The sequence below is a fragment of the Nocardia sp. CY41 genome, from assembly GCF_009829325.1.
Lineage (GTDB): Bacteria > Actinomycetota > Actinomycetes > Mycobacteriales > Mycobacteriaceae > Nocardia.
Genome location: NZ_VUOS01000018.1, coordinates 131,579 through 147,359 on the forward strand (window position 1 = coordinate 131,579; position 15,781 = coordinate 147,359).

The 15,781-nt window shown below is 66.9% G+C and carries 15 protein-coding genes; 8 read left to right on the top strand and 7 right to left on the bottom strand.

Annotated features, from left to right (window positions below; all coding sequences use genetic code 11):
- Window positions 1-52: 52 nt before the first annotated feature.
- Together GVY64_RS20255 and GVY64_RS20260 are read right to left on the bottom strand one after the other, a co-directional pair.
- The gene (locus GVY64_RS20255; RefSeq protein ID WP_236567012.1) at window positions 53-622 is read right to left on the bottom strand and encodes a GNAT family N-acetyltransferase; all 570 of its coding nucleotides are present in this window, start codon (window positions 620-622) and stop codon (window positions 53-55) included.
- A 327-nt stretch (window positions 623-949) separates the two neighbouring features.
- A complete protein-coding gene (locus GVY64_RS20260; RefSeq protein WP_159843721.1) occupies window positions 950-2,059 on the bottom strand; it encodes an FAD-dependent oxidoreductase in 1,110 nt (369 codons plus the stop codon).
- Between the two features lie 67 nt (window positions 2,060-2,126).
- Between GVY64_RS20260 and GVY64_RS20265 the strand changes: the two genes are divergently transcribed.
- Complete coding sequence (locus tag GVY64_RS20265) at window positions 2,127-2,807, top strand: TetR/AcrR family transcriptional regulator (RefSeq protein ID WP_159843723.1); 681 nt, start codon at window positions 2,127-2,129, stop codon at window positions 2,805-2,807.
- Window positions 2,808-2,999: 192 nt separating this feature from the next.
- Here GVY64_RS20265 and yczE read toward each other — a convergent pair whose 3' ends face one another.
- The 3 genes from yczE to GVY64_RS20280 all read right to left on the bottom strand — a co-directional run bounded on the left by yczE (window position 3,000) and on the right by GVY64_RS20280 (window position 5,852).
- Window positions 3,000-3,641 (bottom strand): membrane protein YczE, encoded by a 642-nt coding sequence (gene yczE, locus GVY64_RS20270; protein WP_159843726.1) that lies wholly within the window; start codon window positions 3,639-3,641, stop codon window positions 3,000-3,002.
- 410 nt (window positions 3,642-4,051) lie between these two features.
- The gene (locus tag GVY64_RS20275; protein WP_159843728.1) at window positions 4,052-4,690 is read right to left on the bottom strand and encodes a histidine phosphatase family protein; all 639 of its coding nucleotides are present in this window, start codon (window positions 4,688-4,690) and stop codon (window positions 4,052-4,054) included.
- Between the two features lie 127 nt (window positions 4,691-4,817).
- Window positions 4,818-5,852, bottom strand: a complete 1,035-nt coding sequence (locus GVY64_RS20280) for a hypothetical protein (RefSeq protein ID WP_159843730.1) — start codon at window positions 5,850-5,852, stop codon at window positions 4,818-4,820.
- A 346-nt stretch (window positions 5,853-6,198) separates the two neighbouring features.
- On the opposite strand from GVY64_RS20280, the gene GVY64_RS20285 reads away from it, so the two are divergent.
- The 4 genes from GVY64_RS20285 to GVY64_RS20300 all read left to right on the top strand — a co-directional run bounded on the left by GVY64_RS20285 (window position 6,199) and on the right by GVY64_RS20300 (window position 10,407).
- Window positions 6,199-6,723, top strand: coding sequence for an AAA family ATPase (locus GVY64_RS20285; protein WP_159843733.1), 525 nt, complete (start codon window positions 6,199-6,201; stop codon window positions 6,721-6,723).
- Between the two features lie 359 nt (window positions 6,724-7,082).
- Entirely contained in the window at window positions 7,083-7,799 is a 717-nt protein-coding gene (locus GVY64_RS20290; protein WP_159843735.1) for a metal-dependent hydrolase, read from the top strand.
- A 170-nt stretch (window positions 7,800-7,969) separates the two neighbouring features.
- Complete coding sequence (locus tag GVY64_RS20295; RefSeq protein ID WP_236567013.1) at window positions 7,970-9,109, top strand: SMP-30/gluconolactonase/LRE family protein; 1,140 nt, start codon at window positions 7,970-7,972, stop codon at window positions 9,107-9,109.
- 44 nt (window positions 9,110-9,153) lie between these two features.
- The gene (locus GVY64_RS20300) at window positions 9,154-10,407 is read left to right on the top strand and encodes a lipase family alpha/beta hydrolase (RefSeq protein ID WP_159843738.1); all 1,254 of its coding nucleotides are present in this window, start codon (window positions 9,154-9,156) and stop codon (window positions 10,405-10,407) included.
- A 45-nt stretch (window positions 10,408-10,452) separates the two neighbouring features.
- Here the strand turns inward: GVY64_RS20300 and GVY64_RS20305 are convergent, their stop codons facing one another.
- A complete protein-coding gene (locus tag GVY64_RS20305) occupies window positions 10,453-11,544 on the bottom strand; it encodes a hypothetical protein (protein WP_159843740.1) in 1,092 nt (363 codons plus the stop codon).
- 173 nt (window positions 11,545-11,717) lie between these two features.
- Here GVY64_RS20305 and GVY64_RS20310 point away from each other — a divergent pair, with 173 nt between their 5' ends.
- The 3 genes from GVY64_RS20310 to GVY64_RS37285 all read left to right on the top strand — a co-directional run bounded on the left by GVY64_RS20310 (window position 11,718) and on the right by GVY64_RS37285 (window position 15,386).
- Window positions 11,718-13,037: a family 1 glycosylhydrolase gene (locus GVY64_RS20310; protein ID WP_159843742.1), complete on the top strand. Its 1,320-nt coding sequence runs from the start codon at window positions 11,718-11,720 to the stop codon at window positions 13,035-13,037.
- Window positions 13,038-13,153: 116 nt separating this feature from the next.
- Window positions 13,154-13,978 carry a proteasome subunit beta gene (gene prcB / locus GVY64_RS20315; protein WP_159843744.1) on the top strand — a complete coding sequence of 275 codons (825 nt, stop codon included), beginning with the start codon at window positions 13,154-13,156 and terminating at the stop codon, window positions 13,976-13,978.
- Between the two features lie 559 nt (window positions 13,979-14,537).
- Complete coding sequence (locus tag GVY64_RS37285) at window positions 14,538-15,386, top strand: hypothetical protein (RefSeq protein ID WP_201298079.1); 849 nt, start codon at window positions 14,538-14,540, stop codon at window positions 15,384-15,386.
- On the opposite strand, the gene GVY64_RS20325 is transcribed toward GVY64_RS37285, so the two are convergent.
- The gene (locus GVY64_RS20325; RefSeq protein WP_159843746.1) at window positions 15,376-15,777 is read right to left on the bottom strand and encodes a VOC family protein; all 402 of its coding nucleotides are present in this window, start codon (window positions 15,775-15,777) and stop codon (window positions 15,376-15,378) included. The two genes, GVY64_RS37285 and GVY64_RS20325, sit on opposite strands and share 11 nt — an antisense overlap.
- Between the last annotated feature and the right edge of the window lie 4 nt (window positions 15,778-15,781).

Sequence of the window (15,781 nt, forward strand, 5' to 3'; positions counted from 1 at the left end):
TGCCGGATCACTTCCCACAGGCTATCTGGGACAGCTCATTCCGTACAGATCTCTATGGTGGACGGATACGGGCATGCAGATGCATGTCGTGCCAACCATCCACGTGCAACCCCGCACTACGCCGGACACTCTCCGGCGCGAACCCCGCCTTCACCGCCGCACGGCACGACGCCGGATTGCGCACCGAATGCGACACCTCCAACCGATGGAAACCCACGCCGAAAGCCCACCGGGTCACCGTCTCCACCGCCGCGGGCGTCACCCCACGTCCCCGCCATCCCGGAGCTGTCCAGTACGCGATCCCCGCCGACCCATCCGGCGGCGACATCCCCCGCAACCCGACCCGCGCCGCCACCACACCACCGACCACGACCGCCCACTGCGGACCGTCACCATCGCGCCACCCCGCCCGCCAGCGCGTGATCAACTCCAGCGCCTCACCCTCGGACACGACGTCGCGCACATGCCAGCGTTGGATCTCCGGATCCTGATAGACCGCCCGGATCACCGCCGCATCGGCCTTCACCCACGGCCGCAACAACACCGCCTCACCCCGCAGAACGGGCTGAGACCCGGCCGCGAACACGTCGGCGGCGACCACATCGGGCAGCAGAGCGGACACACCCGGATTGTCACCCGCACAAGCTGCCCGCCGCCACATGTTCATCGGCAAAGTCTTCGATGACCGTTCGCACCAGACCGTCTCGTGCGTACCAACCTTCGAGCCGACCTCCCACACCGGAGGGCCACCAGCGCGTCGCGAGGTACGACCAACCGAGCATCCGCGCCGACCTCCCACGCGGTCGACGCCCGATCCGATCACCCGAAGAGACGACCGCAGCGAATATCTGGGCACGCAGCCGATCGAACTAGTTCACCGACGAAGCCGATCCTATGGGACACCCCGCCGCAACAGTTCGACAGCTCCAGGAGCCGCATCGGTCACGTGTCAGCCGGGTTGAAAGAATTCGAGCATCTTCCGGCCGGCGTCCGGCGACATCAAGATCTCCTGCACCCGCGCGGACATCCGGGCGGCAGCGCTCGTGCGTTCGAACATCTCGCGTTCGTATTCCTCGACCGCGGCGGGCAAGTCGTCCGGGTGCGCGGCCAGCGCGAGGCCCAGCACGGCGCCGTCGATCATCGCCATGTTGGCGCCCTCGCCCACCGGCGGCATCAGATGCGCCGCATCGCCGACCAGCGTGACGTCTGGCCTCGACGGCCAGGTCAGACCCGCCGGAAGAGCGGTGATCGACCGCGGCACCACCGTGTCGTCGCAGGCGGCGATCAGCGCGGTGAACCGGAAATCCCAGCCGGAGAGCAACTCGATCAGCCGCGCCCGAGCCGCGGCCGGGTCGTCGAAAGGGATCCCGCTGGTAGCGAACCAGTCCTCACCGGTGCGATAGAAGCTGACGCCGATGCGAACGCGACCGTCGCCGTTACGCTGCGCCGCCAGGGACAGTCCGTTGCCGAGCACCCAATAGTTGCCGCGCCCGACCATCGCCGCGAGATCGGGGTGGGTACGGTCGATGTCGGGAATGCCGAGTTCGACGACGTTCTGGCCGATATGCGCCGGGCGGGCGTCGGTGAGCAACGCGCGGACCCGAGAGTACGCGCCGTCCGCGCCGACCAGCAGGTCATACGACGCCCTGCCGCCGTCGGCGAAACGCAGCAGTCCGTTATCGGCCGAGTCGAACGCGTGCCCCCAGCGCACCATGTCTACGGGAAGCGAATCCAGCAGCAAGCCACGCAGATCGGCGCGGTCGACCTCGGGACGATCGAGTGGGGCGTCGTCGGGCGTGTCCTCCCGGAGCAGCAACGTGCCGTCCGGTTGCAGAAGCCGCATGTCCTGCCCTTCACCGCGGGCGATCGCGTGGAACCGGTCGATCAGACCGGCCTCGCGCAGCGCACGCTGCCCGGAATGGATGTCGAGCATGCCGCCCTGATCACGCGCGTGGCGCGCGAGTTCACGTTCGTACACGACGGCGTCGATGCCGTTCACATGCAGCACTCGGGCGAGAGTCAGACCGCCCAGCCCGGCTCCGACGATCGCGATGTCCATGACCCTCCTTCGATACACCGCACGTGTCGATACACTGTATCGAACGGTGCGATGTATGGTCATCGGCATGTTGGTGTGGGAGAGGCCCGAGCCGCCGGAACGACCGACACCCGCCCCATTGAGCCGGGAACGGATCGTAGAAGCGGCGATCCGGCTGGCCGATGCGGACGGTCTGGCGGCCGTGTCGCTGCGCAAGGTAGCCGCCGCACTGAACGTCGGACCGATGCGGCTGTACGGCTACATCGCCACCAAGGACGAGTTGCTCGACCTGATGGTCGATGCGGTCTACGCCGAGATCCGGCCCGCCGGAGACAGTTGGCGAGAAGTGCTGCGCTCCCTTGCCGAAACCACCCGCCAGGCCGCCCATCAGCACGAATGGCTCGCCGACCTGATCGGAGGACGACCCCAACTCGGGCCGCACGCGCTGGCCAGGGGAGAGGCCGTGGTGGCCGCGATGAACGGTGTCGACGTGGACGCCATCATGCCCGTGGTCGACGCCGTCAACGCGTACGTGATCGGCGCGGTCCGCCGCGAGATCACCGAGCGGCGCGCCGAGCGGACCACCGGGATGGACAGGCAACAGTGGCAGGTATCCTTCGGACCCTATCTACAGCGAACCTTCGCAACCGGCCGATTCCCCGCGCTGGCCACCGTCATCCGCGATGCCGCACACCTGGACGCCGACCAAACCTTCCGGACCGGGCTCGACTTCCTCCTCGACGGCATCCAAGCCCGCATCTCCAGCTGAACGCGGACACGGCACTCGTGGCGCCACGAACCCCGCCGGCCATGACCGATCGGCGCCGAACGAACAGCGTCTCGAGCATCGTGGTGCCGCGGCCAGCGCGCATGGTTCTCTTCCGGATCCGCGACTAGAAGCGTCACAGTGACGATTAGGATGCTCTTGCGGGGAGAGAGTAGGGGAGCCCTGGCCACCCGACTAAGCGGTCGGGACCCCCGCAGCCACCTCGACAACAGGCGCCGGCTTCGGCGCCGCAAATCCCGGCAGGAATCGGTTCACCGCGGGAATCATCAAATGGATCAGCGGGCCGATCCCAAAGGCGTACACCAACGTACCGATGCCGACACTGCCGCCGAGCACAAACCCCGTCGTCAACACCGCCACCTCGATCGCCGTGCGCACCACCCACACCGATCGACCGGTCCGCCGAACCAGTCCAGTCATCAGTCCATCCCGCGGACCCGGACCCATACCCGCCCCGATGTACAACACACTGGCCACCGCATTCAGCACGACCGCGGCCCCCATGGCGCCGACCCGCACCACCATCGCATCCCACGACGGCAACCACGCCAGTCCCGTGTCGACCGATACCGCGATCACCACGACATTGCTCACGGTGCCCAAACCGGGCATCTGCCGCAACGGAATCCAGGCCAACAGCACCACGACACCGGTAATCGCCGTCACCGCACCGAAACTGACCGGCACATGCCGCGCCACGCCTTGATGGAACACATCCCACGGATCCAGCCCGAGCCCAGCCCGCACCATCCCCGCCATCGACAACCCGTACAACCACAAACCCGCGTACAACGCGACCAACCGACGAACCAGCACCGACCCAGCGTGCCCACAACTGGCCACCACAACCAGAGCCAATCACCGATCACTGGACCCATGCGCGGCAACCACCCAACACCCGGCAGCACCCTACGATTCGTCACTGTGACGTTTACATACACTCCGGAGCTAGCTCAGGGGAGGTCAATCTAGAGAAATCCCAAGATTCACCAAGCAAGGCAAGAAACACCGAAAAATTTTCACCAACCGGACAAACCCGCCGAGCGTCCCGCCGATCCGGCAACGACATCGACCGCCCGAGACCCGAGACCGACTCGGTGGCACGCCCAAACAAGCTGCGAAGCAACGGAAAACCAGCCGTAAGCCACCTCGCCGACCCGCGCCGAAATCGCGCCGATAATCGACATTATGTCAACTAGAGGTGCATCGACGCTCCGGGGAAGCAATCAGCCCTCCCCGCCCCTCAGATGAGACGTGTCCGCCAGGCTCACCATCGAGCGGTTGCGCCAGTAATCATCGTGCCGCAAATGGGTGATCGCGCCGGGCGAAGTCGCGAACGACGCGAAACCGACCGCCTCCACCGGCAGCATCATCCAAGTGGTGATGACGAAAGTCAGCGCGTAGCCGTGCGTGACGACGATATGGTCGTGCTCGGCGTCGGCCATCAACTCACGCACGCACGCGCCCACCCGTGTCGCGACCTCACGCCGCGTCTCCGCACCATGGATCGGCCCGCGATGGTCGAGCCGATCGTGATCCGGTGCGGGAACCTGCCGCTGGGCGAGCCACGCATTCGGCCGGCCGCCCGCTTCGCCGAAACTGATCTCCCGCAACCGCTGATCGACCGTCACCGGAACGCCGAACTCGGCCTCGATAAATCGCGCCGTCTCCACACAACGGGCCAGATCCGACGTCGTGATCCGCACCGGCCGTACCGCACCGTCACGCCGACGTACCAACTCGGCGGCGACAAGACATGCCTCGCGCCGTCCGCGCGGCGTCAGTTCCGAGTCGTACCACCCACCCACGAGATCATGTTCGGTGTGCTCCGCATGCGGGTGACTCACCACATAGAGATCCTGCATCCCACTCCCCCCATTCCCAGACCGACCTGTCCGGCCCCGACGCATCACCCTACCGGCCCGCGACTCACGGCCGCGCCTCGGCGCCGGGCCCAACCCCGAAACAGGCCCGGCGCCGCGGTCCGGGAACTCAACCCAGCATGTCGGCCAGTTCCGCGTGCAGGTCGAACAGCGCCGGAATCTGCTCCGCAGGCCGGCGTCCCATGCCGCACTCGGTGGCGATGCCGAAGTCGGCGACCACAGAACGGGCGGCTTCGATGCGCTGCAGCGCGCCCGCACGGCCATCGGTGGCGTGCACCAACCCGAGGTGCAGATCCGTCTCGGCCGGAAGGGCGAGATCGGCAAGGGGCTTGAAATAGTCCGCGTCGGTACGCGAACGCGGGACCGGCAAGTGGATCCAGTTGACCGGCCGCTGCAGCCCGGCCAGGATCCGGCCTGCGACCGCCGCGAGCCGGCCGGTGTCGGCGGGTTCGGCGAAGTGCCGGTGCCCGAAGTCGCCGTAACAGAGGTGGTAGCCGAGCTCGACCGGTCGGGGCACCGCGGCGCCCAGCCGGACCAGACGCTGCCCCACTTCCTCCAGCTGCGTCGCGTAGTCCGAACCGAACCAAGACGGGAAGATCCCCTCGAAAATGGCGAACTCGACCGCGGCATCCCATTGCACAGCAAGGTCTTCCGCCGGTATCGCCGCGACGATGGCGGCCAGCTCGTCGAGCAGGCGCGCTTCGTATCGGCGTTCCAACTCCCCCTGCGGTCCCGCAACGAACGCCCCGATCACCGCGATCGGAGTCGGCAGGCTCACTTGGAACCGGATGCCCGCCGGGATCGTGCCATCCGCGCGCAACTGCTGGAATACCTGCCAGGATTCCACCGCCGCCTCCGCGTACCCCAACGGACCGAAGTCGATCGATGCCGCGTCCACGCCGGGCTTGGGCTGCACCCGTTCGCTCGGCCCGTACTCCGGGCTCGGCGGAGGAACGGTTTCCAGGTCGGGATGTGCCTGCATCTTGGGCAGCTGCCACACCACCCAGTTGTCCCGTATCCCGGTCTCGCCGTCCGGAATCCGTTTCACATGCTTCCCGAGGCGCATCGCCGCTTCGGAGAAGACGGTCCGCGCATCCGCCAGCGGAACACTGCCGCACAAATGAACTCCACGACCCTCACCCACCGCAACCTCCTGCACATGGCCTACCGCTGATCCAGCCGGGCCCGGTTCGAAACCAGACGTTTGCCACACGTGCTACCCACGAGTCCGGCCAACGCGGGCAATCGATCAGGCCGAGCTATGCGATGCAGCGTAGGCGGGCCCTCATCGCTCGGATCCCCAGCTTTGGGAAACAGTCAGCCACCCAGTTACTGATCGGGCTTTCGGCTCGCCTCTTGCCCCCATCACGCTCGCCGCCTTGCCGAGCATGCTGCGGAGCAACGAGAATCACGAGACGACGGTCAGAGGATCGCCGACCCGGCGCCGCTGGCCGCTCTGGAGGTCTCGTCACATCTGCGAACTACTCATCATGGTCAACGGCCTACCCGGCTCCGGCAAATCGACGTCGGCTCCCCCGCTGGCACGAGAACTACGCGCGCACCTGATTCGCAAAGACCTCGTCAAAGCGGCACTGGTTTCCGGGCTGGACGGCACCGCTGTCTTGCCGAACATCGGAGCGATCGCGATGGAAGCGGTGTGGGCGCTGGCCGCCGCGTTGTCCGGCGTCGTCGTGGTCGACTCCTGGTGGTTCAAGCCTCGTGACACGCGGTACGCCGCGAACGGGATCGCGATCTCCGGTGCCACACGCGCCGTGGAGGTCTGGTGCTCGGTCCCGTCCGACGTCGCTCTCGCGCGATTTCGCAGCCGCGCCCGCGCGGATCTGTACCAGGACGACGCGCATCTGGCGCAGGACTGGGACCGGTGGGCGCGATTGGCCGAACCCCTCGCACTCGCTCCGGTCGTCACCGTCGACACCACCGCCCCCGTCGACTACCCCGAGCTCGCGCGCCGGGTGATGGCCGCGGCCACAGTCACCATCGGCGACGTCCTCTAGCGGAAAGTCCTCTGCCGCCGAGCTACTCGCTCCTTCGGGGCCGGTCCAGGGTTGCCTCTCGGCGTCCATGCTCTTTTTGATGGGTAGGTGGCTTGATTCGAATGCTATGCAGAGTTGCTTTATATGCATATATACGCACAGGAGCGTATCGCAATGGTATTTCACCGAGGCGTTTACTTCAGGGCCACAACAACTCCCGCAACGAGGAAGCACTCAGTCGGCTCGATCTCTATGCCCCGTTGTGGATTCCGACTACAGCCTGGACCCCACCCACCCTCCTCTACCCCGCAGGTAGACAACTACCCCGCCCCGACAACGTCATTCGCAAACAGATAGCAAGCTGAACTAACGTTCGAACGGTGCTTGGACATTCACACGCGACCAGTGGCGCGCTGGCCTGGTCGGCGGCAGCGGCGACGCTGCCGGTCACGATCTTGACGTTTCCCGCTCTCCAGGATGCGACGGGACACCTCGGCACCGTCGATCTGCTGCTGGGCGTCTTCCTGACCGCCGGGGCGGCGCTGCTGCCCGACGCCGACCATCCCGACGGGACGATCTCGCACACCCTCGGTCCGATCACGCACACCGCGTGCAAGGTGATCTCGTGGGTCTCGGGTGGCCATCGCGGCGCCACCCACTCCTTGGCGTTCGTCGCGGCCGTCGCCTACGGCACGTGGGCCGGCGAGCATTGGCTCGGTCGCTGGTTCACCCTGAGCCTGGTCTTCTTCCTTCTCGCCCTGGCCGTGCGCGCCCTGCACCTGTGCCCCTCCGGCAACAACTTCAAGGCGTGGGGGCCGATCGTGGTGCTCGCCTCCGCGGGCACCTTCGCGATGGAGCATTGGATCGCCGACAAGCCGGTCTGGCTGCCGTTCGCGGTCGGATTGGGTGCGTTCGCACACCTCCTCGGCGACTGTCTGACCGAGCGCGGCTGCCGCCTGTTCTGGCCCTTCGGTCTTCGAGTCAGCATTCCGGTCATCGATCGCACCGGGAACAAGGTCGAAACATTCCTTGTGGCACCGCTGTTCACGCTCGGCACCCTGGCGATTCTCTGGTACACCATCACCCATCAGCCCTGACAACTCGGCGCCGCCGCCGGGGCGTTCCACTACCCCGCCCCGGCGGTCGCCGCGTCACAGCGCGCGGGGCCGCTGCGTGGTAGTACTCGGGTCTTGCCGGTGACTCCCTCCCCTCCTTGCCGTACTTGTGGTGGCTTGTCAGGGAATGTTGAGTGCTTCAGCTTATATAGTTGAATGCGCATATCTACGTAAGGACATTTTACATACCTTCCATTCACCACTTTCGTTCGTTCATCACCCCGCCGAGGGCGGTCCCCTACCCGGAACCGTTTCTTCCCGGAACTCCGCACTCCCCCGGCTACCCTGAGGCCATGCTTGCCTCGACCATGCAGCCGCAGCGATGGACGCCGCCGCCCTCCCCCGCTCGGGCACGCCGCACGCACAGCACGCCGCCCCTTCCCGCAGTCCGGCGCCTCGAATTGCCCGGCGCGGGGCCCGAGGATGTCGTGCTCTCCCCCGACGGCAGGATCATCGCAGGCATCGAGAACGGCGCGATTCTCAGCATCGATCCGGCCACCGGCGATATCCGCGAACTCGCGAACACCGGTGGTCGCCCGCTCGGCCTGCACGCCGACGCCGACGGGCGCGTGCTGATCTGCGATTTCGAGCGTGGGCTGCTGGAGTTGGACACCGACGGCACGCTGACCGTGCTGGTCGACAAGATCGATGGTGAGCCCCTGCAATTCGCCAGCAATGTCGTGCGGGATGCCGACGGCACGATCTACTTCTCTGCGTCGTCGCGCCGATACTCCCTCGACGAGTACATGGGCGACATCTTGGAGCACTCCGGAACCGGCCGCCTGTTCCGCCGGGATCCGGCAGGCGGGGTGCACACGCTCATGGACGATCTGCAGTTCGCCAACGGACTGGTCCTGGCGCCGGATCGCGCCAGCGTGGTGGTCGCGGAGACCGGCGGTTATCGGTTGACACGCTATTGGCTGTCCGGCCCCGAGGCCGGCACGTGGGAGAGGTTGATCGAGAATCTGCCCGGGTTCCCGGACAACTTGGGCCTCGGCAGCGACGGCCTGATCTGGATCACGTTGCCATCGCCGCGGAATCCCTTGCTGGACCGGCTTCTTCCGCTGCCGGGCATTCTGCGGCGCATCGTGTGGACGCTGCCCAGCTGGGTGCAGCCGAAACCGGCGCGGACGGTGTGGGTGATGGCGGTCGATTTCGCGGGCGAAGTCGTGCACGACCTGCAGGTGGAAGGCACCGATTATTCGATGGTGACCGGCGTGGTGGAGCAGGACGGCGTGTTGTATCTCGGCAGTCTCACCGAGCGGGCGGTGGCCGTCTCGCGCGTGCCGTAGGGTTTCGCGAACACTTTTTCAGTGCACATTTGTACACTGAAGTCATGACGGAGAGCGCGCGCCAACGGCAAGCGGAGGTCAGGGCGCTGGCCCGGCTGGCCGGTGACGAACTGGGCGGAGCGGTGGATGGGATCGCCGCCGTGCACCGGGCCATCGCGCACCGGGCCATCGCGCACCGGGTGTTCGCCGCGGTGCGGTGGCGTGTGGGACCGGCGGCCACGCCGGTCGAGCTGATGCACGATGCGATCGCAGAGAGTGTCTATCGTGTGGTCAGCGGATCGGCGGTGGCGGCGGGCATGGTCGCCGAGCGGATGGCGGACCTGCCCGGCGAAGCGCCGTCACGCACGGTGTACGGCTCGGGGTTACTCGCCGCGCTGCAGGGTCTGATCGGTGACGATCTCGAGCAGGCGCGACCGATTCTGGCCGCGCCGATGACGTTCCGGATCGACGGCGCGCCCGTACGAGCCGAGTCGGTCGGTGCGCGAGTTCAGCGGCCCGGAGCGCACGTCGTGGTGTTCCTGCACGGGCTGGTGGAGAGCGAGCACGCGTGGCGCCTGGGCGGCGGGCCGACCTATGCCGAGCGGCTGGAGGGCGACATCCGTTGTACGGCGCTGCAGGTCCGGTACAACTCCGGTCTGCATATCTCGGAGAACGCGGCGCAGCTCAGCGAACTGATGCAGTGCGTGGTCGAGCGATGGCCGGTGCCGATCGAGCGGGTGTCGCTGGTTGGTCATTCGATGGGCGGGCTGGTCGCTCGGGGCGCGTGCTTCGTGGCGGGTGAGGCCGGATTGCCGTGGGTGCGGCTGGTGCGGCAGGTGGTGTGCCTGGGTTCGCCTCATCTGGGTGCACCGCTGGAGCAGGTGGTGCATTTCGCGTCGGCGGCGTTGGTGCGGTTTCCCGAGACTCGTCCGTTCGGGCGATTGTTGCGTCGGCGGAGCGCGGGGATCCGGGATCTTCGAGACGGCTCTCTGGTGGACGAGGATTGGCGTGATCTGGACGCCGACGCTTTGCGTCGGCGGGTGGTGCGCGAGGTTCCGCTGCTGGTGGGCGCGGACCACTATTTCGTCACCGCTACGGTCACTCGCAGTCCTCGGCATCCGCTGGGGCGTGTGCTCGGTGACGGGCTGGTTCTCACTCCTAGCGGTTCGGGTAGTGCTCGGGCTCGTCGCATCGGGTTCGACGTCGAGAAGGGAATGCATCTGGCGTCGGCGCATCATTTCACGTTGCTGAATCACGAAGCGGTGTATCGAGCGCTGCGTACTTGGTTGACGTCGGAGGTCGCCGAAGTCTCTCCGTGAGCCGTTCAGGGGCGGGACCGGCGTGGCCGTGTCCCGCCCGTGGGTTCAGAGGAGGTCTTCGGGGTCGGCGTCGGCTTCCAGGCGTACGTCTTCGGCGAAGTGGGCTTCGGCGTCGTCGTGGTCGGTGTGGGCGGCGTAGAGCAGCAGGCAGCCGCGGATGCCGTCGAGGAGGTCTTCGAGGAGGTCGAGGGCGGGGCGGGCGGGGTCGAGGCGGCTGATGCGGAAGCCGGTGAGCATTGCTTCGCGGGTGTCGGCGTCGACGCCGAATCGGTGGGCTTGGGCTTCGATTTCGGCGACGCGGGCGACGAGGCTCCATGGCGCGGGGACGCGGCCTTCGTGTACGGCCATCGCTTCGGCGATGAGGTCGAGGACGACTTCGGTGGGGGTGTCGCCCGCGGCGAGTCGTTCGAGTACGAGGGTGGGGGTTTCCACTTGCAGGGCTTCGAGGTCGTCGGCTTCGGCGACGACATCGGTGGTGGGCACGTTGGCGGCTTCGCCGGCGACTTCGGCGGCGGCGTAGAGCCAGTGTGCCGCGGCGACGGAGGCGGAGGCGGGGTCGAGTTCGGTGAACAGTTCGATGCTGCCGAGCGGGTCGGCGCGCAGGAGTGCGTCTGCGGCGTGGACCTGGGCCGGGGAGACGTCGGGGCGGGATAGTTCGACGGCTTGGCGGGCGCGGCCGGAGAGATCGCCCCGTTCGGCGGATTCGATGGCTTCTTGTTCGGTGCGTACTTCGGCGGCGACGGTGTCGAGCAGGGCGGCGTCGTCGATGTCGTGGAGGGTACGTCCGATGCGGTGGGCGGATTCGACAACGCCGCTGTAGGAGACGAGCAGTCCTTCGTCGGTGGGCAGGTGGGGGCTGCGCAGGCCGGTTTCGACTTCTTTGAAGTTGCGGCGTTCCTCGGCGCGGCGCCAGGCTTCGCTGTTGGGGACGTCGGGGTCGCCCGCGGCGCTGGCCGGGTGGGTGTAGGTGCGCCATTGGAATCGCGAGAGTGTGGTGAGGTTCGACGCGAGATCGGTTGCCTGGTCCTTGGTCACCCGCGGGGGCAGGGTGGCCACCGTCTGGGCGAGGTCACCTCGTCCGGTCGCCCAGGTGGCGACGAGGGCGGCGCGGTCGGCATCGAATGCGTATCTGGTCACGTGGGCAAGTCTGGTCGATCGGCGGCGGTTGTGCTCGGTCAATTGCCTCGCTTGTGTGATGTTGTGCGGCGTTTCCGGGGGGGTTGGGGTTGGCGTGGATCGTGACGGTGGCGCAATCGGCGACACGCGGATTCCTGCACGGCCGCCAGCAATCCCACAGCTACGCTACGTCGATGCGTATACGGACTCACCGGCGCGGGTTCGCCGCGTTGTCGGCCGCTGCGGCTGTGCTGATGGCTTCTGGTGTTTCCGCTGCTCAGCCGAGCCGGGAGCTGCCTGCGTTCGATGCGGATTTTCTGTGGGGTGTGGCATCGTCCGGGTTTCAGTCCGAAGGTCATGCGCCGGACAGCAACTGGTCGCGTTTCATCGCATCGGGTGAGACGGCGGATCCGTATCACGATTCGGTGGACTTCGCCCGCCGCTATGGCTCCGATATCGATCTGGCGGCGCGACTGGGTGTGCGGGTGTATCGGGTGGGGATCGAGTGGGCGCGATTGCAGCCGGCGCCGCATGCCTGGGACGAGGCGGCGTTCGGGTTCTACGACAAGGTGATCGCGCGGATCGTGGCGGCGGGGATGCGGCCGATGCTGACCTTGGATCATTGGGTGTATCCGGGGTGGGCGGCGGACCGTGGTGGGTGGCGCGATCCCGGAATGGTCGAGGATTGGCTGGCGAACATGCGCAAGGTGGTGCTGCGGTATGCCGCGCGTGATCCGTTGTGGGTGACGTTCAACGAGCCCGCGGCGTATGTCGGCACCGAGTTGCGGACGGGTGGGATCAGCGTGGCGGAGGCTCCGGTGATGCTGGATCGGATCGCACAGGCGCACAACGAGATCTACGACGTCATCCATCACTATCGGCCGGGGGCGCAGGTGACCAGCAATCTGGGTTATGTGGCGGGCGCGGAGACGGAGGTGAATCAGCCGATCGTGGATCGGATCGCGGCGAAGCTGGATTTCATCGGGGTGGATTACTACTTCGCTCCGTTGCCGCAGACCGGGGAGGCGGCGCAGGGTGGCGCGGAGGGTGGTCCTGCGATGTGGGAATTGCCGGTGCACCCGGAGGGTATCTACTACGCGTTGCGGCATTACGCGCGCCAGTTTCCGGGGCGTCCGCTGTATGTGGTGGAGAACGGTCTTCCGACGGAGAACGGGCAGATACGTCCGGATGGCTATACCCGCGCCGACCATCTGCGGGACACGGTGTACTGGCTGCAGCGGGCGAAGGCCGATGGGATGAACGTCATCGGCTACAACTACTGGAGTCTGACGGACAATTACGAGTGGGGTTCGTATGCGCCGCGGTTCGGGCTGTACACGGTGGATGTGCTGACCGATCCGGCGTTGACGCGCCGTGCGACCGATGCCGTCGACGCGTATGCCCGGTTGATCCGTGCGGGTGGCGTGGCGCCGTCTTATCGGCCGACGCGGGCTCCGGTTCCCTGTCTGCAGATCGACGCGGCGGATACGTGCGCCGGGGACGACCCGGCTTAGGGGTTCGGGTCGGGCGATGGCGGTTGCCGCCGTGCGGTGGTGGGGTTGGGGTAACGTCGGCGGCGAGCACGTGTCGCGTTCGCGGGTGGTGCAGGCTCCGCCCGGAAAGGTGATTCATGACCATCGACAGTCACCTGCCGCTCGGCTTGCAGTATCCGGCGGCGTCCTTCTCGGAGTTCCTGCGCCGGTATGCGCCGCAGTTGTTGCCCGACGTGGGTTTCGATGCCGGTGGCGAGGTCGATTTCGCGCCGCACGGGACGACGATCGTGGCGATCGCTTATCGCGGTGGTGTGCTGGTGGCGGGTGATCGCCGGGGCACGATGGCGCATCTGGTGGCGACGCGGGACATGCAGAAGGTGTTCGTCACCGACACGTATTCGGCGGCCGGTTTCGCGGGCACGGTGGGTATGGCGCTGGAGATGATCCGGTTGTTCGCGGTGGAGCTGGAGCATTACGAGAAGATCGAGGGGGCGTCGCTGACGTTCGACGGCAAGGCCACGAAGTTGTCGGCGATGGTGCGCGCGAATCTGCCTGCGGCGTTGCAGGACATGGCGGTGATTCCGGTGCTGGTCGGTTATGACGTGGACGCCGCCGAGCCGGAGCGGGCGGGCCGGATCGTGTCGTATGACGCGGTGGGTGGGCGGCAGGAGGAGCGTTTCGGTTACACCGCGGTCGGTTCCGGGTCGGTGTTCGCGAAGTCGTCGTTGAAGAAGACGTATCACCGCGATATCGATGAGCAGGCGGCGTTGCGGCTGGCGGTGGCGGCGTTGTTCGACGCGGCCGACGACGATACCGCGACGGGCGGGCCGGATCTGTCGCGGGCGATCTATCCCACCGCAGTGCTGGTGGATGCCGAGGGCGCGGTGGAGGTTCCGGCGGAGCGTCTGGCGGAGATCGCCGGTGTGGTCGCCGACGCGCGTGCGGCGGCGGAGGGGCGTTGAGAGTGTGCGCCGCTTCGTGCGGTGTCCGGGGATTCCGGTGTGGCGCTGCGGGTCCGCGGTTTGTGCGGTCGTGCGAATGGGTGTGGTGCGGGTTTGTGACCGATGTCCCACTGCGCACTTGTTAAGCCTGTCACAGCAATTGAGGTGAGCAGAGGTTCTGCGTCGGGCGGCGAAACTGCGAATGCCGAGTTCAACGCCGTGCGTGAAAAGTTACTCATCGGTTGGGTCACTCTCCGCTGGTATGCCTCAGGAGCTGCGGCGATGTGTGGGAGATCGATCACGCTTGCCTGCTGTCGCCGCGCTGCTTACGGTGATTTTCGTCGATGGCCGATGACGCCCGATCGAATTACATCTCATTGATGTGCCGCGATTTCCGGCCTTTGGGCAATTCCACTGTTATTGCATTGAGCGTCCGGGAAATTCATGCGGCACCGGCGAAACTGGAGCAATGGTACAACCAACCCCCTGGCAGGTAAGCGAAGCGCGAGACGGCCGGAGCCGCGGCTCCGGAGGCAGGGCACGCGACGCGAAGCCACCACGGGGCCTGGATTGGGGATTCTTGTTCGCCGCGGCCACGAGCGCGGCCGGCTTCGCCTTGCTGTTCCAGCCGTGGCTGTCGGCGTCGGGTTCGGGTGGCGAGGCTCGCTCGAACGCATTCGGGCGGGTCACCGGGGTCACTCACGGTTTCGACGAGTGGTCGGTGTCGAAATTCCGTGACGTGAACATCAGCGGCGCCTGGGGTCTGCTGGCAGCGGCCGCGATGATGGTCACCGTGTTCGCGGTGGCGGCACAGGTGCGGTCGCGTACCCGCGTGCTGGCTCACGTGATCATCGGTTCCAGTGTGGCCGCGGCGATCCTGGTGCTCATCGGACTGCTGTACTTGAATGCCAGGGCGCCGGAACTGCGGATCCTGGTCGATCCGGGTGAAGGTCTCGGTGCGGGGTTGATGCATCGCCTGTTCGGTGAGGGTGCGTCGGCCACTTCGGATAACGGTGATCGGCGCATGGCCGCCGCCGGGCTGACGCCCGTCGCGTTGATCGCGGGTGTGCTCAGCTGCTCCGCCGCGGTGGCCGCCGTCGCGCAGGGCAGTCGGCGCTACGGTTCGAGCCCGATGCGGGCGCTGGCTTGGCTGGTGACGCCGCTGCCGGCCGAGCAGGCACAATCTCCGGCCGCCGCCGAGGCACCCCGCCCGACCGTCGCCGAGGCGCCGCGTCCGGCCGCTGCCCAGGCGCCACGTCCGGCGGCGCAGCATGAACCGGACGCGGCCGAGCGGCTGTTGCTGTGGGACGAGCTGGTCTTCGACGACGATCTGGTCGCCAATGTCACCTGGGTGCGCAACACCGAACCACCGGGGCATGCGACCTCCGGGCATCGGTCCAAGACATCGACGCCGGTCCTCACCCGCTAGCGGATGCGGGCTGATCCGGTCCCAGCACGCGTGCCCGCGTTTGGGGCGACCACTGCACGTATTCCAGCTGCGCCCCGTCGGCGTGCCGGACGTACACGAAGGTCCCGGTGGCGCTGGTGAACGGTCCGGCGATCAGTTCCGCCCCGTATTCGGTCACCGTCCGCAGCAGGGCGTCGAGATCGTCCACTATCACCGGGCCGACCGTGGTCCGGTACTGCTCGACGTCTTGCGGCCGGCCGGCGATGAGCAGGAAATCGCCGACCGCGGCGAGTTCGGCGTCCTCGAAGCCGAAACGCAGATCCGCCTTCGCGCCGACCAGCTGTTCGTAGATCGGCAGGGCGGTGTCGAGGTCGGTGACGAAAACTCTGGCATAGGTTTTCAGGATGCGCACCGCG